This window comes from Actinokineospora sp. UV203, from assembly GCF_056323665.1.
Genome location: NZ_CM150484.1, coordinates 1,764,974 through 1,787,672, shown reverse-complemented (window position 1 = coordinate 1,787,672; position 22,699 = coordinate 1,764,974). Strand labels below are relative to the sequence as shown.

Here is a 22,699-nt window from a genome sequence, read left to right as displayed (position 1 = left end):
CGGCGTGGAGGTGTGCTCGTGGACGAGTCCAGGTGGCAGAAGAGCGCGTGCATCCTCTGTGAGTGCAACTGCGGTATCGAGGTCCAGGTGCAAGACCGGAGCCTGGCCAAGATCCGCGGCGACAAGTCGCACCCCGGTTCCGAGGGCTACACCTGCGAGAAGGCCCTGCGGCTGGACCACTACCAGAGCCGGACCGTGCGCCTGACCAGCCCGCTGCGCAGGCGCGCGGACGGCACGCACGAGGAGATCGACTGGGACACCGCGATCACCGAGATCGCGGCCCGGCTCAAGGCGGTCCGTGACACCCATGGCGGCGACAAGATCTTCTTCTACGGCGGCGGCGGACAGGGCAACCACCTCGGCGCGACCTACAACAAGGCGCTGCAGGGCGCGGTGGGGGCCAAGTACCAGTCGAACGCGCTCGCCCAGGAGAAGACCGGCGAGATGTACGTCGACGGCAGGCTCTACGGCGGCCACACCAAGGGCGACTTCGAGCACGCCGAGGTCGTCGTCTTCGTCGGCAAGAACCCGTGGCAGTCGCACAGCTTTCCCCGCGCGCGGCCGGTCTTGAAGCAACTCGCCGCCGACCCCGAGCGCACCATGGTGGTCATCGACCCGCGGCGCAGTGAATCCGCCGCCATGGCCGACATCCACCTGCAGGTCCGCCCCGGCACCGACGCCTGGTGCCTGGCGGCCCTCGGCGCGATCCTCGTCCAGGAGGATTTGGTCGACCACGCGTTCATTGACGACCACACCAGCGGCGCCGAGTCGCTCCTGGCTGCCTACCGCGAGATCGACGTGACCGACTACGCGAACCGCTGCCGCGTCCCCGAGGACTTGCTTCGCGAGACCGCGCGCCGCATCGGTACCGCGAAGAGTGTCTGCACGTATGAGGACCTCGGCATCCAGCAGGCCCCGCACAGCACGCTGTCGTCCTACCTCAACAAGATGCTGTGGATCCTCACCGGCAACTTCGCCAAGCCGGGCGCCATGTTCCTGCACTCGTCGTTCGCTCCCATCGCAGGCGCCGCGCCGGGCGGCTCCGGCGGGTCGCGCCGCCCGAAGAGCCCGATGCGACGGGCGGTGGGCGCGGCGACGGACCTCGCCGCCGCTGCCGCCGTGCGGCTGCCCGCCGTGCTGCCGGACTTCCTTGCCACCCGCCTGGCCGCACTGCTCCAGCCACCGGTCGCGAAGATCGCAGGCGGCGGCTCAGGCGGTAAACCCGCTGGTGGCGGCAGGCGCACGCCGGTAACGAACGCGCGCATCATCGCCGGACTCGTCCCATGCAACTCGATCGCCGAGGAGATCCTCACCGACCACCCGGACCGCTTCCGTGCGATGTGGATCGACAGCGTCAACCCGGCGCACTCGCTCGCCGACTCCGAGAGCTTCCGCGAGGCGATGCGGGCGCTCGACCTGACCGTTGTCATCGATATCGCGATGACCGAGACCGCGCGGCTGGCCGACTACGTGCTGCCGGCGTCGACCCAGTTCGAGAAGTGGGAGTGCACGTTCTTCAACGTGGACTTCCCGCGCAACGTCTTCCACCTGCGCGCGCCGGTCATGTCGCCGCTGCCGGGCACGCTCGCGGAGCCGGAGATCTACACGCGGCTGATTCGCGAACTCGGCGTCGTCGGCGACAGCGTCCTAGAGCCGTTGCGTCGTGCCGCGCGCCGCGGCCGCAAGCAGTTCGCGCTGGCGTTCTTCACCGCCGTGGGCGCCAACCCGAAGCTCATGCCGCTGGCTCCGCACCTGCTGCGCGAGACGATCGGGGAGACCCTGCCGGAGGGTGCGGCCGGAACGGCGTCGCTGTGGGGTGCCGCGCAGCTCTGCGCGATGGCCAACCCCAAGTCGGTGCGCCGCGCGGGCTTCGACGGCACCGGCTTCGAGCCGGGTGACAAGCTTTTCGACACCGTGCTTCGCGGGGAGGGCGTCGTGTTCACCCTCGACGACTACGAGCACGCCTGGAACTACGTCCGCAGGCCCGACCGCCGGTTCACCCTGGAGATCCCCGAACTGCTCGACCGGGTGCGCGCGCTGGCCGATGAACCGAGTTCCTGGGTCACGGAAGAGTTCCCGTACGTGCTTTCGGCGGGGGAGCGGCGGTCATTCACCGCGAACACGATCATCCGCGACCCGTCCTGGCGCCGCCGCGACCACGACGGCGCGCTGCGGCTCAACGCCGCCGACGCGGCCGGCCTCGGTGTCGGGACCGGCGATCGGCTCCGGGTGGTCACCGAACGCGGCCAAGCGGAGGCCGTTGTCGAGGTCTCGGACATGATGCAGGCGGGCCACATCTCGCTGCCCAACGGCATGGGGCTCGACAACGGAAGCGCGAAGGTCACCGGTGTGGCGCCCAACGAGCTGACCTCGCTGCACCACCGCGACTTCCTGGCGGGCACGCCGTGGCACAAGTACGTCCCCGCCCGCCTGGAGCGCATCGATGCCTAGATCCCCGCGCGACGCGATGATCGACAGCGCTGTCGTCCTGTTCCGACAGCGCGGGGTTGCCGACACCTCCCTACGTGACGTCGTCGAGCACAGCGGGGTTTCGCGGGGATCGATCTACCACCACTTTCCGGGCGGCAAGGAAGAACTCGCCCTCGCGGCCACCGAGCGCGGCGGCGACTTCATCGGGAACCTGCTTGAGCGGCTCCTGGCGGACGTCGACGGCGAGCGCGCGATCGCCGCGTTCGTCGACTACTGGACCTCGGCGCTGGCGAAGGCCGATTTCGTCGACGGCTGCCCGATCGGCGCGGCCGCTCTCTCCTCCGACGAGACCGCGTCGGCCCGGGACGCGGCGGGCCGCGCCTTCGCGCGATGGGAGACGCTCCTGGCCGACGCGATAGCCGGCCGAGGTGTCCCGGCCGCGCGCGCGGCGACGCTGGCCACGCTGGCGATCGCCAGCATCGAGGGGGCGCTGCTGATGTGCCGGGCGCGACGCGACACGGAGCCCCTGACCAGGGTGGGCGTCGAATTGAGGGTCCTGCTCGCCGTGTCCGAATGAGGCTGTCCGACTGAGATTGTCGGTGGGGCCGCGTACTGTCGGGTTGTGGCTTTCCCGACCGAGCACCCAGTCCTCGCGCACTCCGAACACCGACCCGTCGGCGACATCCCCCGTGCCGACGGGAAGTTCCGCATGGTCGCGGATTACCAGCCCGCGGGCGACCAGCCGGCCGCCATCGAGGAGCTGGAGAAGCGGATCAAGGCGGGCGAGCAGGACATCGTGCTGCTCGGCGCCACCGGCACCGGCAAGTCGGCGACGGCCGCCTGGCTCATCGAGCGGGTCCAGCGGCCGACGTTGGTCATGGCGCCGAACAAGACGCTCGCCGCCCAGCTGGCCAACGAGCTGCGCGAGTTCTTCCCGGACAACGCGGTCGAGTACTTCGTCAGCTACTACGACTACTACCAGCCCGAGGCGTACATCCCGCAGACGGACACCTACATCGAGAAGGACTCGTCGGTCAACGACGACGTCGAGCGGCTGCGCCACTCCGCGACGATGAGCCTGCTCTCGCGGCGCGACGTCATCGTGGTCGCCTCGGTGTCCTGCATCTACGGCCTCGGCACCCCGCAGTCCTACCTCGACCGCTCGGTCGGGCTCAACGTCGGCGGCGAGGTCGAGCGCGACGTGCTGCTCCGCGCGCTGGTCGACATCCAGTACGCGCGCAACGACATCGCCTTCGCCCGCGGCACGTTCCGCGTGCGCGGCGACACGGTGGAGATCATCCCGGCATACGAGGAGCTGGCCATCCGCGTCGAGTTCTTCGGCGACGAGGTCGACAAGCTCTACTACCTGCACCCGCTGACCGGCGACATCGTCCGTGAGGTCGACGAGCTGCGGATCTTCCCCGCCACCCACTACGTCGCCGGCCCCGAGCGCATGGAACGCGCGATCGGCGCCATCGAGGCGGAGCTGGAGGAGCGGCTCGCGACCCTGGAGCGCCAGGGCAAGCTGCTGGAGGCGCAGCGGCTGCGCATGCGCACGGCATACGACATCGAGATGATGCGCCAGGTCGGGTTCTGCTCCGGCATCGAGAACTACTCCCGGCACATCGACGGCCGCGGCGCGGGCACCGCCCCCGCGACCCTGATCGACTACTTCCCCGACGACTTCTTGATGGTCATCGACGAGTCCCACGTGACCGTGCCGCAGATCGGCGGCATGTACGAGGGCGACATGTCCCGCAAGCGCAACCTGGTCGAGCACGGCTTCCGGCTGCCCAGCGCCGTCGACAACCGGCCGCTGACCTGGGAGGAGTTCGCCGAGCGGATCGGCCAGACGGTGTACCTGTCGGCCACCCCGGGCCCGTACGAGATGGGCCAGGCGGGCGGCGAGTTCGTCGAGCAGGTCATCCGCCCGACCGGCCTGATCGACCCCGAGGTCATCATCAAGCCGACCGAGGGCCAGATCGACGACCTGGTCCACGAGATCCGCGAACGCGCCGAGCGTGACGAACGCGTGCTGGTCACGACCCTGACCAAGAAGATGTCCGAGGACCTGACGGACTACCTGCTGGAACTGGGCATCCGGGTGCGCTACCTGCACTCCGAGGTCGACACCCTCCGCCGCATCGAGCTGCTCCGGCAGCTCAGGCTCGGCGACTACGACGTCCTGGTCGGCATCAACCTGCTGCGTGAGGGCCTCGACCTCCCGGAGGTCTCGCTGGTCGCGATCCTCGACGCGGACAAGGAAGGCTTCCTGCGCAGCGGTACGTCGCTGATCCAGACCATCGGCCGCGCGGCCCGAAACGTCTCCGGCCAGGTCCACATGTATGCCGACCGGATCACCGACTCGATGCGGCACGCCATCGACGAGACGAACCGCAGGCGCGTCAAGCAGGTCGCGTACAACACTGAGCGCGGACTCGACCCGCAGCCGCTCCGCAAGAAGATCAACGACATCCTCGACCGCGTCCTCACCGAGGCAGGCGACGACGACTCGGTCCCCGTGGGCGGCTCCGGCCGCAACACCTCCCGCGGCAAGCGGGCGGCGGGGGAGCCCGGCAACGCCCGAAGCGCAGGCATCGTGGGCGGCAAGGACGTCAAATCCATGCCGCGCGCCGAACTGGCGGACCTGGTGCAGCAGTTGACGGACCAGATGATGAACGCGGCCCGAGACCTCCAGTTCGAACTGGCGGCCCGCCTGCGCGACGAAATCCACGACCTCAAGCGCGAACTGCGCGGAATGGACGCGGCCGGGATCAAGTGACCGGCGGTCGCTGACAGCGGCAAGGCGGGACGTGGTCGCCGGTGCTGTCCACACCGCGTCGACCATCCTTGACCCGCGGGAATAGTGGCGACCCACCCTGTGTTTGAGAGTTCAACTATCCAATGCGGGAGTGGGGCCATGAGCTACGAGATCCTGGGTACGCGGCAGAAGCCGACGTTCGGGCTGGACACCTTCGGTGACGTGGAGAACGGCGCCGACGGTCAGCTGGTGAGCCAGGCGGAGGCGATCCGCCAGGTGGTGGCCGAGGGGGTGCTGGCCGACCAGGTGGGTATCGACTACTTCGGCGTCGGCGAACACCACCGGGCGGAGATGGCGGTGTCCTCACCGGACGTCGTGCTGGCCGCGATCGCCGGCCAGACCGAGCGGATCCGGCTCGGCACCGGGGTGACCGTGCTCAGCTCGGACGACCCGGTCCGGGTGTACGAGCGGTTCGCCACGCTGGACGCGGTGTCGCGCGGGCGGGCGGAGGTCACGCTGGGCCGGGGGTCGTTCACCGAGTCGTTCCCGCTGTTCGGGCACTCGCTGGCCGACTACGACGTGCTGTTCGCCGAGAAGCTCGACCTGTTCACGCACCTGCAGGACGAGAAGCCGGTCACGTGGAGCGGAACGGTACGGCCGCCGCTGGAGCACGCGCAGGCATACCCGGTGACCGAGGCGGGTCGGCTGCCCGCGTGGGTCGGTGTCGGGGGCACGCCGCAGTCAGTGGTCCGGGCCGCCGCGTACGGGCTGCCACTGGTGATGGCGGTGATCGGCGGGTCGCCCGAGCGGTTCGTCCCGCTGGCCGAGCTGTACCGGCGGGCGCTGGCCGAGGCGGGCCACCCGGAGCTGCCGATCGCCATGCACAGCCCGGGACACATCGCCGAGACCGATGAACTCGCGCGGGCCCAACATTTCCCGCATCACCATGCCGCGTTCGCCAAGATCGGCGCCGAGCGCGGGTGGGCGCCGATGACCCGCGCCGACTACGACGCGATGGCCGGTCCGCGCGGCGCGCTGTTCGTCGGGTCGCCCGAGACCGTCGCGCAGAAGATCGCCTGGTCCGTGCGGACCCTCGGCCTGTCCCGATTCCAGCTGAAGTACGGCGTCGGCGCGCTGCCGCACGAGCAGCGGCTTGAGTCGATCCGGCTCTACGGCGAGCAGGTCGTGCCTCGGGTCAAGCAGCTTCTGAACACCTAGGGGCGTCTGTGACGGCCATCACGCCGGATCGTGATCAGACGGAGCTGACCAGCTACGTCGGCCGCGCCGCCGAGATGGAGGACCGCGCCGCGGCTGCCGGCGGCGGACCGGCCGGTCGCGCTCGTCGGTCCCGGTGGGTGGGGAAGACCGGCTGTGCAGGCGGGTGCCGGCCAAGGCCCACCGCCGGGCAGGCGGGCTGTGCTACCTGGGTGTGGTCGAGATGCTGGACGGCAAGCCCGCGGCCATCCGGGAGGCCGCCACGGCCGCGTTGCGGCCGCAACTGCTCGTGCGCGATCGCGTTGGCGAAGCCATGGTTCATCTCCCAGCGCACCGCCGAGACGCAGGTCGACCACATCCTTACCAAGCTCGGCCTGCGCAACCGCACCCAGGTCGCCGCCCGGGTGTAGAACACCGCCCGGCCGACGACTGACCACACTTCGGCCGCCGCCGAACCGTCCACGGTGCATCCTGAACCCATGTCCGCCCAAGACCTGGCCAAGCTCGCCGCTCTCCTCGCCGACGAGACGAGGGCAGGTTTCTGCCTGGCGCTCCTGGACGGCCGAGCCTGGACGGCGACCGAACTCGGCAACGCGGCGGGCGTCGCGCGATCCACCGCGTCGGAACACCTGAGCAAACTCGTCGAGGGCGGTCTGCTCACCGAGGAACGCCAAGGCCGACACCGCTACGTCCGCTTGGCCGATTCCAGCACCGCCGCGCTCATCGAACTCATGATGACCAGGCTCTCGCCCGCCCCAACGAAGACCCTCAAAGCCGCTACCACCAGCAAGGCCATGGCCGCCGCGCGCACCTGCTACGACCACCTCGCGGGCACCCTCGGCGTCGGCATCGCCGATGCCATGCGGGCCAACGGGTTGCTGGACGACAACCTCAGTGTCACCAAGGAAGGCGCGGCGTGGTTCGGCGACCTGGATGTCGAACTGCGGTCAGGCACCCGGCCCGTCGCCCGTGCCTGTCTCGACTGGACTGAGCGCAGGCCGCACCTCGCCGGTGCCGCCGGGGCGGCCCTGTGCGCCACCCTGATGGCCCGGCGGTGGGTAGTCCGCGTCGGTACTTCGCGGGCTGTCCGACTGACCGACCCGGGCAGTGACGCGCTCTTTGGCCTGCTCGGCGTCCGGCTTGCGCCGCAGTGAGCCGACGGCGGGCACGAAGCAGACCACCAGGACGGCGACGGCGACCAGGATCGCGGCGCCGGTGAGCGTGGCGGAAACGCCGAAGTGCTTCGCCAGCGGACCCACGGCGATCTCGCCCAAGGGGATGGCGATGAACGAGCCAAGGGCGTCGTAGGAGTACACGCGGGCGAGGCGGTCCTGTGGCACGTTCTCCTGCAGCGCCAGGTCCCACGCGATGCCGAACTGCTCGACCGCGATGCCGCCCACGAACATCACCACGAGTAGCGGGATCATCATCGGCGCGTGCGCCAGGACCACCAGCACCACCGATTGCGACCCGAGCAGCGCGGTGCCGAACAGCAGCGCCCGCGACGGCAGCCACCGGCTGGCGACGATGCCCCCGACCAGCGACCCCACGGTCTGCGCGCCGAGGACCAGGCCCCAGGCGAACCGTCCGATGGTCGAGTCCGCGATGGACGGGCCGAGGACGAAGACACCGGCCACCACGGCCGCGTTGATGACCATCAGGCCCGCCACGACCGTCCACACCCAGGACCGCGCGGTGAACTCGCGCCAGCCCGCGCGGATGTCGGCGAGCGGGCGGGTCGGGGCGGTCTCGTCGATCTCGGGCGCGTCGACCCGGGCATAGCAGACCGCCGCGACCGCGAAGACGAGCGCGGTCGCCGAGACCGCCCAGCCGGGCCCGGCGAACGCCGCGACCATCCCGCCCAGCGACGCCCCCGCGATCATGGCGGTGTTGACGCCCATCCGGACCACCGCGTTGGCCTGCCGCAGCAGGTGCGCGGGGACGGTCTGCGGGGTCAGGGCCGAGGCCGCGGGCAGCGACACCGCGGAGACGGCGCCGTTGACCACGCTCAGCACGATCAGCAACGGCACGGTCGCGAACCCCATGAGGACCGCGGCGCCGGTCAGCGCCTGCGACACCGCCGCGGCGATGCTCGCGCCTTGCAGGATCACCCCGCGCGGCAACCGGTCGGCAAGCACGCCGCCCATGAGCAGCAGCGTCACGTTGGCGATCGAGCGGGCGCCGACGACCAGGCCCAGCGTGATGACCGAGCCGGTCAGGTCCAGCACGGCGAACGCGAGCGCGATGGGGGCGATGGAGTTGGCCAGGTAGGTCGCCACCCGGCCGGTCGCGAGCCTGCGGAACATGGTGTGCCGCAAGGGCTCGAACATGCCCCGGGAAGCGGTGCTGCGCGTCGAGGTCATGGGCGTCCGTCGCGGGTCGGGGATTCGGCCGCTTGGAGTATGCCGGTCGCGCGATCCACGTGCGGGTGGTTCAGCGGGATTCGATCAGGAAATGGTCTCCAGGAAGCCGGTGATCCGACCGGTGAGCCGCTCGGGCCGCAACCGCAGTTCGAGGGGGCTCTCCGCTTCGACGAACATCGAGTTGGGCATTTCGTTGGCGAGCATGTCCGCGTCGCCGAAGGGGTGGATCGGGTCGCGGCGGTGCCCGATCACCAAGGCCGGGGCGGTGATCGCCATGCGCAGCGCCTTCGGCGGGGCGATGCGGCCGAAGAAGATCCCGTGCACGGCCGCGGCCATCGCGGCGGGTTCCTGGCGCAGGGTGTCGGTGACGACGTCGACCCACTGGTCGCCGCTGGGCACCTTGTCCGCCAGCCACGCCACGCCCCGGACCAGCGCGGGCAGGAAGCGGGCGGTGAACAGCAGCGGGGCGAACGCCATCAGACCGGCGACGATGGCGTTGTCCAGGACCGGCATCTCGATGACCAGGCCGAGGACGCGTTCCGGGGCCGCTACGGCGACCTCCAGGGAGACGTTGGCGCCCAGCGACGTGCCACCGATGACGGCCTGGTCGACGCCGAGGTGGTCGAGCAGGGCCACGACCTGGGCGGCCCAGATGGACATCGAGTACTCCCAGGACCGGGTCGGCCGGTCGGACTCGCCGTGGCCGAGCAGGTCGAGGGTGATCACCCGGTAGCCCGCGTCGGCCAGCGACCTGGCCAGCGGCGCGTGCATGCGGCGGGTCATCAGCTGGCCGTGGGTGAGGACGACGAGCGTGTCGCCCGCGCCGAACTCGGTGTAGCGCAGGGTGTGGCCGCCGGTGGTGAAGGACCGCGCGAGTTCCATGCCGAGAGGTTACTCGGCGGTACGGCTTATTCGGGCCGCCTGCGCCGACCGGCGCCTGCGGCCGACTTGGCCTCGGTCTGCTCGGCCGTGTCCGGCTTCGGCTGTTCCGGCTTGGCCGAGTTCGCCGCCATCTCCCGCAGCAGTTCGTCGAAGATCGGCGTCGACATAGCGGTCTGGCCTGCCATGCGGGTCTCCCATCGCTCCCGTTCCGGACTCGGAATTTACCCCGCGCCGGGGTGCGGCCTGGCACACCAGGGCTTGCACGATCGGGGGAACCCGGCAGCGTGGCTTGACATACCGCGAGTAGATCCCCGTCCCAGGCGCGGGCAGACAACTGGTTACTCGTGAGTAATAATAGCCGCATGACAGAAAACCTGGTGTCCCTGAAAGTCGACGTCGCCGATCATGTGGCCGAGGTGACATTGCTCGGTCCGGGCAAGGGCAACGCGATGGGACCGGACTTCTGGCGCGAGCTGCCGGTGGTCTTCACCGCCCTCGACGCCGACCCCGAGGTCCGCGCGGTCGTCCTCACCGGCAGCGGCGCGCACTTCTCCTACGGGCTCGACCTGCCCGCGATGATGGGCTCCTGGGCCGACATGCTCGGCCCCGACAGCCTGGCGGGCGCGCGCACCCGGTTCCTGGACACCATCCGCGACCTGCAGAACGCCGTCACCTCGGTCGCCGCGTGCCGCAAACCGGTCATCGCCGCGGTCAGCGGCTGGTGCATCGGCGGCGGTGTGGACGTCATCGCCGCCGCCGACATTCGCCTGGCCAGCGCCGACGCCAAGTTCAGCGTCCGTGAGGTGAAGGTCGCGATCGTCGCTGACCTGGGCAGCCTGCAGCGGCTCTCCGGCATCATCGGCGAGGGTCACCTGCGCGAACTCGCCTTCACCGGCAAGGACATCGACGCCGAGCGGGCCCGCGCGATCAACCTCGTCAACGACGTCCACCCCGACCAGGCCGCCCTGCTCGACGCCGCCCGCGCGCTGGCCGCCGAGATCGCGCAGAACCCGCCGCTGGTCGTGCAGGGCACCAAGGACGTGCTCGGCCAGGACCGCGACCGCCGCGTCGCCGACGGCCTGCGCTACGTCGCCGCCTGGAACTCCGCCTTCCTCCCCAGCAAGGACCTAGGCGAAGCCGTCCAATCCTTCCTGGAACGCCGCCCCCCCAACTTCACCGGCGAGTAACCGCGAGTCGCCCCTCGCGGCAAACGAGTCGCCCCTCCAGGCGAATGAGTTCGACATTCGCGACTCGCGAATGTCGAACTCACTTGCCTGGAGGGGCGACTCGTTCGTCTGGCGGGGCGACTCGCGGAGTGAGGACGCTGGGGTTGAGCACGCCGTCGGGGTCGAAGGCTTGTTTTATGGCGGTGTAGAGGTCTAGTTCGGCGGGGGAGCGGGTTAGGTGGAGCCAGGGGGATTTGGCCACGCCTATGCCGTGTTCGGCGGAGATTGTTCCGCCGTGGGCGGCGGCGGCGCGTAGCACCGCCTCGGTGATCCGGTCCTCGTCGGCGCCCGCGCCGACCACGTTGACGTGGAAGTTCCCCTCGGCCAAGTGTCCGAAGAGGACCAACGTGCCGGTGGTGACGATCGAGCGCACCTCGCGCTCGAATTCCGCGGCGGCGGCCGGGGGCACGCCGACGTCGAGTTTCAGCGGCGTGCCAAGGGAATTGACCGCGTCGGTGTGTCCCTCCCGCAGGGTCCACAGCGCCCGGCGGGAGGGCTCGTCGACCGCCAGAGCCGAGTCCAGCACCCCCGACAGGCCCTCGACGGCGGCCCCGAGCGCCTCGGTCGGATCGGTGTTGTCGGCGCACTCCACGAGCAGGTACACCGGGTGCGCCACCGGAAACGGCGGTGGCACCTTCCGGTGGGCGCACACCAGCCGCGCGCCGTTGTCGTAGTACACCTCCGCCGAGGTCAATGAGGGCAGCGACCGCAACGCCGCCACCGCGGCGACCGCGTCGGACGTGCTCGCGAACGCAAGCGTCGCCGTCGCCTTATGTGCGAACGCCGGGACCAGCCGCAGCCGGACGGCGGTGATCACGGCGAGGGTGCCCTCGCTGCCGGTCAGCAGGCCCGCGATGTCGTAGCCGGTGCTGTCCTTGTCCAGCCCCGAAAGCGTGCCCACGACCCGCCCGTCGGCCAGGACCGCCTCCACCCCGGCGACCTGCTCGCGCATCGACCCCCACCGCAGCACCCGCAGTCCGCCCGCGTTCGTGGCCACCATTCCGCCGACCGTCGCGCTGTCCCGGGACGCGATATCGACGGCGAAGTCCAGCCCCGCCGCGACCGCGTGCGCCCGCAGCGCCGCCAGCGTGACGCCACCGCCCGCGGTCACCTGCCTGCTCGCCGGGTCGACCGGACCGAGGGTGTCGAGCCGGGTCAGGCTCAGCAGAACCTCGCCGTGGTGGGCGATCCCGCCGCCGACAAGCCCGGTGTTTCCGCCCTGCGGGACCACGCCGACGCCATCGTCGCGGCACAGCCGCAGCACCTCGGCGACCTGCTCGCGGTCGGCGGGCCGGACGACGAATCGGGCGTGGCCGCGGTATCTGCCGGTCCAATCCGTCGTGAAACCCATGCACCGACCCGCATCCGTGAGGACATGGTCGTCACCCACCGTCGAGGCAAGCCGCCGGGCGAGGCTCACAGGTCCCCTTTCAGGGTGCGCGATTTCGCTCTGTGTGGGCCAGGAAGTGGAACAACTCCACCCGTCAGGCGTCCACTAGGTGAACAGGCTAACGAAGCCGACTGCGTGATCGACACTTCTGACGGAGGTGGGCGAGATGAGCGAGGCGATCTCGGAGTTCGAACCCGAGTCGGGTCAGCCCGCGCTGACCCAGCTGCATCCGCGTAGACTGCCCACCTTGCCCTGCAGCGTCGTGTGGAGCCGCGGGCGCGCCTACGTCCTGGAAGTCGGGGACGACGGGTACGCGTTCTGGGTCGGTTTCGACCGCTACGGCAGATTGCAGTCGCTGAGTAGAGCCGCGCTCGAGCGGCAGGGTTGGACCCACCATCGTGCTGAACGGAAAACAGCGTGAACGACATCGCGGCCAGACCCGTGATCCGCAAGCCCCGCCCCCTCCCGACCGTTCCCTGCAGCGTCGTCTGGAGCAAAGGCCACCCATTCGTCCTTGAGCGGTTCGCGGGCACGGCCCGCTGGGTCGGCATGGACACCTACGGCAGGCCCTGCGCCCTGACCCCGACCGCGCTCGACACCCAAGGCTGGTCGCACCGCCGAGCCTGAACCGGGCCGATTACGCTCCCTGCTCATGGCCGCACGCGACGGGGAACCGTCTGACCGGGGATCCGACCGGGTCCTCACCATCCCCAACGCGCTCAGCGCGCTGCGCCTGGCCGGTGTGCCGGTCTTCCTGTACCTGCTGCTGGTGCCGCACGCCGACGGGTGGGCGATCGCCATCCTGATGTTCAGCGGGTTCACCGACTGGCTCGACGGCAAGATCGCCCGTTGGCTCGACCAGGCCAGCAGGCTCGGCGCGCTGCTCGACCCGCTGGCGGACCGGCTCTACACCCTCGCCACGATCGTCGCGTTCGTCCTGCGCGACATCGTGCCGTGGTGGGTGGCGGCCGTCCTGATCGCGCGCGACGTGGTCGTGGCGGGCTGCATCGCGCTGCTGCGGCGCCGCGGCTTCGGCCCGCCGGAGGTCACCTACATCGGCAAGGCGGCCACGTTCAACCTGATGTACGCCTTCCCGCTGCTGCTGCTCGCCGAGGGCACCTCGACGCTGGCAGGGGTCGTCCGGCCGATCTCGTACGCGCTGGCCATCTGGGGCGGCGCGCTGTTCCTGTGGTCGGGCGCGCTCTACCTTGTGCAGACGCGGGCGGCACTGCGGTCCAGGACCCGGGTCGCGTAGCCAACCGAACCCTCCGCGTGAGACGATCTTCGTTCGATCGTGCGGGCTGGAGGGGAGCCACCGGCCCGGCTGCTGATCGCGCACGGTACGTTGGCACTGTTCAACGTAATAGGACAGCAGGAGGAGCTCAGGTGAGCACGAACGACGGGCCCGGCGTCCCGCCGGAGCAGTCTCCGGAGCGGACTTCCGTATTCCGGGCCGACTTCCTCTCCGATGTCGAGGGCACCCAGGCCCCGGCTCCAGAACCCGCGGTCGCGGGTGTCGACGCCCTGCCTGCCGGGTCGGCCCTGCTCGTGGTCAAGCGTGGCCCGAACGCGGGCTCCCGATTCCTGCTCGACCGCGACACCACCAGTGCGGGACGGCACCCGGACAGCGACATCTTCCTCGACGACGTCACCGTGTCCCGCCGCCACGCGGAGTTCCGCCGCGAGGGCGGGGAGTTCGTGGTGATCGACGTCGGCAGCCTCAACGGCACCTACGTCAACCGCGAGCCGGTCGACCAGGCCGTGCTCGCCGGTGGCGACGAGGTCCAGATCGGCAAGTTCCGCCTGGTGTTCCTCACCGGACCCGGCGCGGGCGCCTAGTGGTTTGACTTATGGGCATTCGACCGTGACGGCGGCGCGGCCCGCCAGTGACGGGTGGAACATCGGGGCGGTGCTGCAACGGCTCCGCCCCGAGTTCCCGGACGTGACGATCTCCAAGATCCGGTTCCTGGAAGCGGAAGGCCTCATCCGGCCGGACCGCTCGCCCGCCGGATACCGGCGGTTCACCGGCGACGACGTGGAGCGGCTGCGCTTCGTGCTGGCCGCGCAGCGCGATCATTACCTGCCGCTGCGCGTGATCAAAGACCAGCTGGAGCAGGCCGACCGCGGCGGTGCCGCCCGGCCGCTCACGGTCGCCGTGGAACGGATCGATCCCGACGAGTTCGCCGCGAGCTCGGACCCGCGGCTGACCAGGGACGATGTGCTACGCCAGGCAGGTGTGGCGGGCGTGCTGCTCGACGATCTCGAGCAGTACGGACTCGTCGCGGCGGGCACGGACGGTTTCTACGACGGCGACGCGGTTCAGATCGCCCGGCTCGCCGCGGGCCTGGCCGATTACGGGATCGAGCCCCGGCACCTGCGCGCGTTCCGCGCGGCGGCCGACCGGGAGGTCGGTCTCATGGAGCAGGTGGTCGCCCCGATGTACCGGCAGCGCGATCCCGCGGCGCGCGATCGCGCCGACAGCATCGCCCGCGAACTCGGGGCGTTGTCGGTCGGATTGCACTCATTGCTGGTCAAGGCAGGTCTGCGGCGTATCACGGGCCGGTAAATGTGGCCTTGTGCAGGTAATCATTGTGATCTGATCACGATGAGATAGTCAGGCGTCCGAGCCGGATGGCGGGTAGCGTCGAAGTAGGCGATAAGCGATCCTCAGATGACGGGACGCCGGACGCCCCAGCGAGCGGAGGGAGGCGAGCCCGATGAGCGAGATGCGCGTCGTAGGAGTGCGGGTGGAGTTGCCCGCGAACCAGCCGATCTTGTTGCTGCGCGAGACCGAAGGTGAGAGGTATCTCCCCATCTGGATCGGCTCCGTGGAGGCGACCGCGATCGCCCTCGAGCAGCAGGGGGTGCGGCCCGCGCGGCCGCTGACCCACGACCTGCTCAAGGACGTGATCGGGGCGCTGGGCCGGGAGTTGGAGCAGGTCCGCATCACCGATCTTCGCGAGGGCACGTTCTTCGCCGAACTCGTCTTCGACGGCGATGTCCGGGTCTCGGCCCGGCCGAGCGACTCCGTCGCACTGGCGTTGCGGGTCGGTGTCCCGATCCACGCCGAGGACTCCGTGCTGCAGGAAGCCGGGCTCATCATTCCGGACGAGCAGGAGGACGAGGTCGAGAAGTTCCGCGAGTTCCTCGACTCCGTCTCGCCGGAAGATTTCCGCGGCGCCGACACCTGAGCAACCGGCGCGTCGCGTTCCCGCGCGTCGCGTTGACCAGTCCCCACGCCAGTCTTACCGTCAGGGATGAGCGAATCGCCGATGCGGCCGTGACCCACAGCCCGCACCGGCCGATACGCATGGCCGGCGGTTCCCAAGAGCGGAACGGGCGGTCTCGTTCGCCGGCCACATCGGTGGTCGGACGAGGGGAGGCAGGCGTGTTCGAGGAAGGTCCCGTCGGGGCTGATACCGGAGAGCAGGGCGAGCTGTTTCCGGACGCCTCGCTGCCCGACGAGCTCGTCGGCTACCGGGGTCCTGCCGCGTGCCAGATCGCAGGCATCACGTACCGGCAGCTCGACTACTGGGCGCGCACTGACCTGGTGGTTCCCACGGTGCGCGGTGCGCACGGCTCCGGCTCGCAGCGGCTGTACTCGTTCAAGGACGTCTTGGTCCTCAAGGTCGTCAAGCGCCTGCTCGACACCGGCGTCTCCCTACAGAACATCCGCGTCGCGGTCGACCACCTGCGTCGGCACGGCGTGCGCGATCTCGCCCGCATCACGCTGTTCAGCGACGGGACCACGGTCTACGAGTGCACCTCCCCCGAAGAGGTCGTCGACCTGCTGCAGGGCGGACAGGGCGTCTTCGGCATCGCGGTCAGCGGCGCCATCCGAGAGATCAGCGGCACGATTCACGAGTTCCCCGCCGAGCGCGCGGACGGCATCGAGATGCCGCACCAGTCGCAGGACGAACTCACCCAGCGCCGGAAGGCGCGCAACGCCGGTTAGGTACGACAGACAATGGGCTCCGGGCGACGGCTACCCGCACCAGCCCGGCTACCCCGTCAGCCCGGATACCCCGCCACAGCAGCAGCCCGGCGGCTGGCAGTAACCGCTTACCCGAGGGTGAACGGGCGGGTCGACGTCACTCTGGTGAAGCCGATGCGGCGCAGGATCGGTTCGCTCGTCGGTAGCGCGTCCACCTGCAGGTAACGCACTCCCCGGGCCTGGGCTCGGCGGGCGCGGTGACTGACCAGGGCTTTGTAGATGCCCTTGCCGCGCCACGCCTCCAGGGTGCCGCCACCCCAGAGTCCCGCGAACTCGGTACCGGGGCAGTAGTCGGTTCGCGCGGCGCTCACCGGTGTGTCACCGGCGACCGCGAGCACCACGTCCAGGGTCTCCGGGGCCTCGGCGAGCACGGCCAAGAGCCGCTCACGCAGGCCGCGGTGGCACTGGCCGAAGACCTCGTCGTGCACCTCGGTGGCCCGGACGATGCCTTCCTCGTCCGTCACGTCGATCAGGTCGACCCCGGCGGGCGGGGCGAAATCGGGGACCTCCGCCGCCTCGGCGACCATCACCGCTTCCAGGTCCCCCTGGTGCAGGCCCGCCGCCCGCAGCCGATCGGGCAGGTCGGCGGGGAGGTCATGGGTGTAGTACTTCCACTCGTATCCGCCGCGGAAGTTCTGGGACTCGGCGGCGATCGCGGCGTCGGCGGTGTCGTCGTCCAGGTCGCTCCACACCACGCCGGTCCAGCTGTGCGGCTGGTCGCTGACGTGTCGGACAAGCCGGGCCGTGCGGTCGACCCTTGTGGCCGAATCACCGGGCGGAAGTTCACGCCTGAGTTGCCGGTCGAACGCGGAGAGTGCCGACGAGGTGTCCATTGTGACAGTGGACCCCGCATTGAGCACTCTGGGCAAACGACTTTGGACACCCACCGTCTAGACTTCAGGGTGTCGTCGCTGATCCCACGCGGGAGAGCTCGAGCGGTCAACCGGCCGTGTCGACGCCGAAGGAGCAAATCCTCCCCGGAACCTCTCAGGCACAAGGACCGCGTGGGCGAGACGCCTCTGGAAAGCGGGCGACCCAGGCACCCCTGGGAAGCCCCGCCGAAGGTGCAAGTCCGGCAGTTCGGACGAAGCTCTCAGGCGCTCGGGTTCTCGGGCACGGACAGAGGGGGAGGGCCAAGCGGGCAACCACCCGCTCAGGCCCGACCCCTTGTATCGCCGGAGGAGCTGCACCATGACTCGGATCCCCCTCGCCGCGCTCGAGCACGGCACCCTGTTCGCCGACCGGCACGTCGGTCCCCGACCCGCTGAGCTGGCGAAGATCCTCGACGTCATCGGGGTCGGGTCGCTCGAGGAACTCGCCCAGCGCGCGGTGCCGGAGTCGATCCGCGAGAGTGACATGGGCCTCCAGCTGCCGCCGCCCGCGACCGAGTTCGGCTCGCTGGCCGAGCTGCGCGAGCTGGCCTCTCGCAACCGCACGCTCACCCAGATGATCGGCCTGGGCTACTACGGCACCGTGACGCCGCCGGTGATCCGGCGCAACGTGCTGGAGAGCCCGGCCTGGTACACCGCGTACACGCCGTACCAGCCGGAGATCTCCCAGGGCAGGCTCGAAGCCCTCCTCAACTTCCAGACCATGGTCGCCGACCTGTCCGGCCTGCCGACGGCGAACGCGTCGATGCTCGACGAGTCCACCGCGGCCGCCGAGGCGATGACCCTGCTGCGCCGCGCAGGCCGGTCGAAGTCGGCCCGGTTCGTCGTCGACGCCGACACGTTCCCGCAGACCGTCGCCGTCATCGAGACCCGCGCGGAGCCCCTCGGCATCGAGATTGTCGTCGCCGACCTGGCCGACGGGCTGCCCGAGGGCGACTTCTTCGGTGTCCTGCTGTCCTACCCGGGTGCCAGCGGCGCCGTGCGCGACCACGAAGCCCTGATCGCCGACGCCCACGCGCGCGGCGCGAAGGTCGCGGTCACCGCCGACCTGCTCTCGCTGACCGTGCTCCGCTCGCCCGGCGAGATCGGCGCCGACGTCGTCGTCGGCACCACCCAGCGCTTCGGTGTCCCGATGGGCTTCGGCGGACCGCACGCCGGCTACATGGCCGTCCACGCCGGACTGGAGCGCCAGCTGCCGGGCCGACTCGTCGGGGTGTCCACCGACGCCGATGGCAACCTGGCCTACCGGCTCGCGCTGCAGACCCGTGAGCAGCACATCCGCCGCGAGAAGGCCACCTCGAACATCTGCACCGCGCAGGTGCTGCTCGCCGTCGTCGCCTCGATGTACGCGGTCTACCACGGCCCCGACGGCCTCAAGGCCATCGCGACCCGCGCCCACCGCATGGCCGCCGTGCTGGCCGCGGGCCTGCGCGCCGGTGGCGTGGACGTGGTGACCGACTCGTTCTTCGACACCGTGCAGGTCCGTGTCCCCGGCAAGGCCGCGGACGTCGTCGCGGCGGCTCGCGACCTGGGCGTCAACCTGCGCCTGGTCGACGCCGACCACGTGGGCGTCGCCTGCGACGAGACCACCTCGCGCGACACGCTCGCCCTGGTGTGGCAGGCGTTCGGCGTGAGCGCCGACGCCGACGCGCTCGACCTCGACACCGACGACGCCATCCCGGCCGAGCTGGTGCGGACGTCGGCGTACCTGACGCACCCGGTGTTCAGCACCCACCGCTCCGAGACCGCGCTGCTGCGCTACCTGCGGTCGTTGTCGGACAAGGACGTAGCGCTGGACCGCAGCATGATCCCGCTGGGCTCGTGCACGATGAAGCTCAACGCGACCGCGGAGATGGAGCCGATCACCTGGCCGGCCTTCGCCGACCTGCACCCGTTCGCCCCGGCCGAGGACGCCGCCGGGATCCTTCAGGTGATCAAGGACCTGGAGACCTGGCTCGCGCAGCTCACCGGGTACGACGCGGTCAGCCTGCAGCCCAACGCGGGCAGCCAGGGCGAGTTCGCCGGCCTGCTGGCGATCCGCGCGTACCACCGCTCGCAGGGCCACGGCGAGCGCGACGTCTGCCTGATCCCGTCGAGCGCGCACGGAACCAACGCGGCCAGCGCGGTCATGGCGGGCATGCGCGTCGCCGTCGTCAAGTGCGACGACTCGGGCAACATCGACATGGACCACCTGCGGGCCAGCGTCGCCGAGCACGCCGACGACCTCGCCGCGATCATGATCACCTACCCGTCCACCCACGGGGTGTACGAGGACACCGTGCGCGAGGTCTGCGCCCTGGTCCACGACGCGGGCGGTCAGGTCTATGTGGACGGTGCGAACCTCAACGCGCTCATCGGTCTCGCCCGGTACGGCAAGTTCGGCTCGGATGTATCGCACCTGAACCTGCACAAGACCTTCTGCATCCCGCACGGCGGCGGCGGCCCCGGCGTCGGCCCGATCGGCGTGCGCTCGCACCTCGCGCCGTTCCTGCCGAACCACCCGCTGCAGCCGCTGGCCGGCCCGGCCACCGGCGTCGGCCCGATCAGCGCGGCCCCGTGGGGCAGCGCATCAATCCTGCCGATCTCGTGGGCCTACGTCCGCATGATGGGCGCCGACGGCCTGCGCCGGGCGACCCTGACCGCGGTCGCCGCGGCCAACTACGTCGCGCGTCGGCTCGACGAGCACTTCCCGGTCCTCTACACCGGCGAGGGCGGCTTCGTGGCCCACGAGTGCATCCTCGACCTGCGCCCCATGACCAAGGCCACCGGCATCACCGTCGACGACGTGGCCAAGCGGCTGGCGGATTACGGCCTGCACGCACCGACCATGTCGTTCCCGGTCGCGGGCACGTTGATGGTGGAGCCCACGGAGTCCGAGGACCTGGCCGAGATCGACCGCTTCTGCGACGCCATGATCGCCATCAAGGGCGAGGTCGACCGCGTCGCGGCAGGGGACTGGCCGCTGGAGGACAACCCCCTCCGCAACGCCCCGCACACGGCGGCGTCGATCGCGGGCAAGTGGGACCACCCGTACACGCGGGAGGAAGCGGTCTACCCGGCGGGCGTCACCGCCACCAAGATCTGGCCCCCGGTGCGCCGCATCGATGGCGCCAAGGGCGACCGCAACCTGGTCTGCTCCTGCCCGCCGCTGGACGCGTACCAGAGTTGATGGCTTGATCACGGGCCCCGCCGAGAACCTTCGGCGGGGCCCGGCACTGTCTCCCACAGCTGAGCATCTCCATGACGGGATCAACCAGTGACCACACCCGAAACACGACTGCGACGGCGGATACGACTGGACTTCCCCGAACCCGGTTCTGCTCAGGAGATCCTGCGCCTCCTCGCGGATCTTTCACACCAAAGTGACAACACCCTCGGCACTGAGCGCGTGCACGCAGCGATCATTCTGCTTGCCCAGGGAGACATCACGCGATTTCGTCGAGCCCTCACCTTGAGCACTCAGGACTGGCGTGACGTGCTCGTCGCCGCTGGGCTCGCGGAAGAGGACTGGCCGACTCGGCTTGACCAGGAACTTGGTCCTGTCACCGCCAGTTCGCCAACCCAAGACAGCAAGTAGCCTCATCCCCCAGGCCGGGGTTAGTTTGTGCTCCGGCGGGGTGTTTCTCAGACTCGCTTGCGGCCGGTCGGGAGTTCCAAACCCGCGGCCAGCAAGGCGTCGTGGAGGCCCGCCAAAGCGAGGCGGTCGGCGCGTTCGTTGTCGGGGTGGCCTGCGTGGCCCTTGACCCAGTGCCACTCGATGTCGTGGCGGGCGGCGGCCAAATCCAGGCGGCGCCAGAGGTCTTCGTTGGCCACAGGCTTCTTGGCGCTGGTCATCCAGCCGTTGGACTTCCAGGTGGTGACCCACTTGGTGATGCCATTGCGGACGTAGGTGCTGTCGGTGAACAGATCCACCTTGGCCGCCCTGGTCAGCGTCTCCAAAGCCTGGATGGGCGCCATCAGCTCCATCCGGTTGTTGGTCGTCTCACCCGCGTCGCCGCCGCGCAGTTCGCGTTCGTTGTCGCCGTAGCGCAGGACCGCGCCCCAGCCGCCCGGGCCGGGATTGGGGATGCAGGCGCCATCGGTGTAGATCTCGACCACGGTCATTGGCGCGATCCTAGCGGCGGGAATATGTCGGCCCGCCGGGAGTTGGCACCTGGTGGAGAACATCCACACAGGAGGAAACCGCCGCATGCCGACCAACCCTGACATCTCGCTGAACGACGACACCACCATCCCGCAGCTCGGCTTCGGGGTGTTCCAGGTGCCCGACGACGAGGTCCGCGCGGTCGTGGCCGACGCCCTCGGTGCCGGGTACCGCAGCTTCGACACCGCCGCGTACTACCGCAACGAGGTGGGCACCGGCCAGGCCCTCGCCGAGTCCGGCCTGCCGCGTGAGGAGCTCTACGTCACGACCAAGGTCTGGAACGACCGGCAGGGCTACGACGAGGCGTTGCGGGCGTTCGACGAGAGTCTGGCGAACCTCGGCCTCGACTACATCGACCTGTTCCTGATCCACTGGCCCACACCCGGCGCCGACAAGTATGTCGACACCTGGCGGGCGCTGGAGAAGATCAAGGAAGACGGCCGCGTCCGCTCGATCGGCGTCTCGAACTTCCACGTCCCACACCTGGAGCGCCTCTTCGCCGAGACCGGCACGGTGCCCGCGGTCAACCAGATCGAGCTGCACCCGAACCTGCCCCAGGCCGACCTGCGCGCCTTCCACGCCAAGCACGGCATCGCCACCGAGGCGTGGAGCCCGCTCGGGCAAGGCGTAGTGCTCGCCGACCCGACCGTGGTCGCGATCGCCGACCGGCTGGGCAAGTCCGCCGCCCAGGTGGTGCTGCGGTGGCACCTGGACCTGGGCAACATCGTCATCCCGAAGTCGGTCACCCCGGAGCGGATCCGCGCCAACTTCGAGGTGTTCGACTTCGCACTGACCGCCGAGGACCACAAGGCACTCGACGGTCTCGACAACGGTGTGCGCACCGGGCCGGACCCGGAACAGTTCTGGGCGTGATCACTTCCCGGTGATGGCGCGCTCCAGCTCCCGGATCTCCTTCTGCGTGAACGAACCGGCGATCTGGAGCGAGCCACCGGTGATCGCCGACGCGATCTGCGGCGCCGAGACCAACTCGCCGTCCACCACGATGGCGAGTTGCTTGCCCACGTTCTCAGTCGTCCACTTCGCGAAGATCGCGGCGGTGTCGTCGGGCAGATCGATGTTGAGCACCCAGCGCCCGTCCATCTGCTCGACCCCGACGTTCCTGAACCGGCCGAAGTCGCCGATGGAGGGACCGAGGCGGTAAGTGGAACCATCCTCCCCGGTCAGCACGTCAGGTGCGGCTGGGGCCGGGGTCTGAGCGGGCGGGTCGACCGAGAGCACCGGCCGCATCTCGACCGGGACCTTGACGTCGACCGGACCGCTGCCCGCTTGTGTGGTTTGCGAAGAGGGCGGCGGTGTCGGTGTGGATTCCTTGCCGCACGCGGTGAGGGCCAGCAGCAGCCCGGCAAGGACGATCAGCTTCGGCATGATCGGATCCTACGGTGA

General features: G+C 69.9%; 22 protein-coding genes, 1 pseudogene and 1 riboswitch. Of the genes and pseudogenes, 16 read left to right on the top strand and 7 right to left on the bottom strand.

The genetic code is table 11. The annotated features are described in order from the left end of the window. The first annotated feature begins 18 nt into the window (after positions 1-18). The 5 genes from ACUZ2Y_RS08040 to ACUZ2Y_RS08020 all read left to right on the top strand — a co-directional run bounded on the left by ACUZ2Y_RS08040 (position 19) and on the right by ACUZ2Y_RS08020 (position 7,560). A complete protein-coding gene (locus tag ACUZ2Y_RS08040) occupies positions 19-2,451 on the top strand; it encodes a molybdopterin-dependent oxidoreductase (RefSeq protein WP_476328456.1) in 2,433 nt (810 codons plus the stop codon). Then, positions 2,444-3,007, top strand: a complete 564-nt coding sequence (locus tag ACUZ2Y_RS08035) for a TetR/AcrR family transcriptional regulator (protein ID WP_476328454.1) — start codon at positions 2,444-2,446, stop codon at positions 3,005-3,007. The genes ACUZ2Y_RS08040 and ACUZ2Y_RS08035 overlap by 8 nt, the downstream gene beginning before the upstream one ends. 45 nt (positions 3,008-3,052) lie before the next feature. Next, on the top strand, positions 3,053-5,212 hold the full coding sequence (gene uvrB / locus ACUZ2Y_RS08030) for an excinuclease ABC subunit UvrB (protein ID WP_476328452.1): 2,160 nt from the start codon (positions 3,053-3,055) through the stop codon (positions 5,210-5,212). A gap of 138 nt (positions 5,213-5,350) precedes the next feature. After that, positions 5,351-6,409, top strand: coding sequence for an LLM class flavin-dependent oxidoreductase (locus ACUZ2Y_RS08025; protein ID WP_476328450.1), 1,059 nt, complete (start codon positions 5,351-5,353; stop codon positions 6,407-6,409). Between the two features lie 476 nt (positions 6,410-6,885). Continuing rightward, the gene (locus ACUZ2Y_RS08020; RefSeq protein WP_476328448.1) at positions 6,886-7,560 is read left to right on the top strand and encodes an ArsR/SmtB family transcription factor; all 675 of its coding nucleotides are present in this window, start codon (positions 6,886-6,888) and stop codon (positions 7,558-7,560) included. A gap of 3 nt (positions 7,561-7,563) precedes the next feature. Here the strand turns inward: ACUZ2Y_RS08020 and ACUZ2Y_RS08015 are convergent. The 3 genes and pseudogenes from ACUZ2Y_RS08015 to ACUZ2Y_RS08005 form a co-directional block, all read right to left on the bottom strand. Further along, positions 7,564-8,712, bottom strand: a pseudogene (locus ACUZ2Y_RS08015) (MFS transporter); the annotation flags it as partial. A gap of 141 nt (positions 8,713-8,853) precedes the next feature. Further along, positions 8,854-9,651, bottom strand: a complete 798-nt coding sequence (locus tag ACUZ2Y_RS08010) for an alpha/beta fold hydrolase (RefSeq protein ID WP_476328446.1) — start codon at positions 9,649-9,651, stop codon at positions 8,854-8,856. A 26-nt stretch (positions 9,652-9,677) separates the two neighbouring features. Further along, positions 9,678-9,836, bottom strand: coding sequence for a hypothetical protein (locus ACUZ2Y_RS08005; protein WP_476328444.1), 159 nt, complete (start codon positions 9,834-9,836; stop codon positions 9,678-9,680). A gap of 177 nt (positions 9,837-10,013) precedes the next feature. On the opposite strand from ACUZ2Y_RS08005, the gene ACUZ2Y_RS08000 reads away from it, so the two are divergent. After that, positions 10,014-10,838 (top strand): crotonase/enoyl-CoA hydratase family protein, encoded by an 825-nt coding sequence (locus ACUZ2Y_RS08000; protein WP_476328442.1) that lies wholly within the window; start codon positions 10,014-10,016, stop codon positions 10,836-10,838. A 79-nt stretch (positions 10,839-10,917) separates the two neighbouring features. Here the strand turns inward: ACUZ2Y_RS08000 and ACUZ2Y_RS07995 are convergent, their stop codons facing one another. Further along, positions 10,918-12,228: an FAD-binding oxidoreductase gene (locus tag ACUZ2Y_RS07995; RefSeq protein ID WP_476328440.1), complete on the bottom strand. Its 1,311-nt coding sequence runs from the start codon at positions 12,226-12,228 to the stop codon at positions 10,918-10,920. A gap of 205 nt (positions 12,229-12,433) precedes the next feature. On the opposite strand from ACUZ2Y_RS07995, the gene ACUZ2Y_RS07990 reads away from it, so the two are divergent. From ACUZ2Y_RS07990 to ACUZ2Y_RS07960, 7 genes are all read left to right on the top strand, one after another. Then, positions 12,434-12,688, top strand: coding sequence for a hypothetical protein (locus tag ACUZ2Y_RS07990; RefSeq protein WP_476328438.1), 255 nt, complete (start codon positions 12,434-12,436; stop codon positions 12,686-12,688). Then, positions 12,685-12,894, top strand: a complete 210-nt coding sequence (locus tag ACUZ2Y_RS07985; RefSeq protein ID WP_228769914.1) for a hypothetical protein — start codon at positions 12,685-12,687, stop codon at positions 12,892-12,894. The genes ACUZ2Y_RS07990 and ACUZ2Y_RS07985 overlap by 4 nt, the downstream gene beginning before the upstream one ends. Positions 12,895-12,919: 25 nt before the next feature. Further along, entirely contained in the window at positions 12,920-13,522 is a 603-nt protein-coding gene (gene clsA / locus ACUZ2Y_RS07980; protein ID WP_476328436.1) for a cardiolipin synthase ClsA, read from the top strand. A 131-nt stretch (positions 13,523-13,653) separates the two neighbouring features. After that, on the top strand, positions 13,654-14,106 hold the full coding sequence (gene garA / locus ACUZ2Y_RS07975) for a glycogen accumulation regulator GarA (protein ID WP_091375509.1): 453 nt from the start codon (positions 13,654-13,656) through the stop codon (positions 14,104-14,106). Positions 14,107-14,176: 70 nt separating this feature from the next. Further along, complete coding sequence (ftsR, locus tag ACUZ2Y_RS07970) at positions 14,177-14,833, top strand: transcriptional regulator FtsR (protein WP_476328434.1); 657 nt, start codon at positions 14,177-14,179, stop codon at positions 14,831-14,833. Between the two features lie 151 nt (positions 14,834-14,984). After that, positions 14,985-15,458, top strand: a complete 474-nt coding sequence (locus ACUZ2Y_RS07965; RefSeq protein ID WP_054046144.1) for a bifunctional nuclease family protein — start codon at positions 14,985-14,987, stop codon at positions 15,456-15,458. A gap of 197 nt (positions 15,459-15,655) precedes the next feature. Next, positions 15,656-16,222 (top strand): MerR family transcriptional regulator, encoded by a 567-nt coding sequence (locus tag ACUZ2Y_RS07960; protein ID WP_476328431.1) that lies wholly within the window; start codon positions 15,656-15,658, stop codon positions 16,220-16,222. Positions 16,223-16,329: 107 nt separating this feature from the next. Here ACUZ2Y_RS07960 and ACUZ2Y_RS07955 read toward each other — a convergent pair whose 3' ends face one another. Continuing rightward, complete coding sequence (locus ACUZ2Y_RS07955) at positions 16,330-17,094, bottom strand: GNAT family N-acetyltransferase (protein ID WP_476328429.1); 765 nt, start codon at positions 17,092-17,094, stop codon at positions 16,330-16,332. Between the two features lie 79 nt (positions 17,095-17,173). Then, positions 17,174-17,274, top strand: a riboswitch (glycine riboswitch). Between the two features lie 178 nt (positions 17,275-17,452). Between ACUZ2Y_RS07955 and gcvP the strand changes: the two genes are divergently transcribed. Together gcvP and ACUZ2Y_RS07945 are read left to right on the top strand one after the other, a co-directional pair. Next, positions 17,453-20,320: an aminomethyl-transferring glycine dehydrogenase gene (gene gcvP / locus ACUZ2Y_RS07950; protein WP_476328427.1), complete on the top strand. Its 2,868-nt coding sequence runs from the start codon at positions 17,453-17,455 to the stop codon at positions 20,318-20,320. Between the two features lie 87 nt (positions 20,321-20,407). After that, positions 20,408-20,728 carry a hypothetical protein gene (locus tag ACUZ2Y_RS07945; protein ID WP_476328425.1) on the top strand — a complete coding sequence of 107 codons (321 nt, stop codon included), beginning with the start codon at positions 20,408-20,410 and terminating at the stop codon, positions 20,726-20,728. A 47-nt stretch (positions 20,729-20,775) separates the two neighbouring features. Here the strand turns inward: ACUZ2Y_RS07945 and rnhA are convergent, their stop codons facing one another. Then, on the bottom strand, positions 20,776-21,255 hold the full coding sequence (gene rnhA, locus ACUZ2Y_RS07940; protein ID WP_476328423.1) for a ribonuclease HI: 480 nt from the start codon (positions 21,253-21,255) through the stop codon (positions 20,776-20,778). An 85-nt stretch (positions 21,256-21,340) separates the two neighbouring features. On the opposite strand from rnhA, the gene ACUZ2Y_RS07935 reads away from it, so the two are divergent. Beyond that, positions 21,341-22,168 carry an aldo/keto reductase gene (locus tag ACUZ2Y_RS07935; protein WP_476328421.1) on the top strand — a complete coding sequence of 276 codons (828 nt, stop codon included), beginning with the start codon at positions 21,341-21,343 and terminating at the stop codon, positions 22,166-22,168. On the opposite strand, the gene ACUZ2Y_RS07930 is transcribed toward ACUZ2Y_RS07935, so the two are convergent. Next, entirely contained in the window at positions 22,169-22,681 is a 513-nt protein-coding gene (locus ACUZ2Y_RS07930) for a SecDF P1 head subdomain-containing protein (protein WP_476328419.1), read from the bottom strand. Positions 22,682-22,699: the final 18 nt, after the last annotated feature.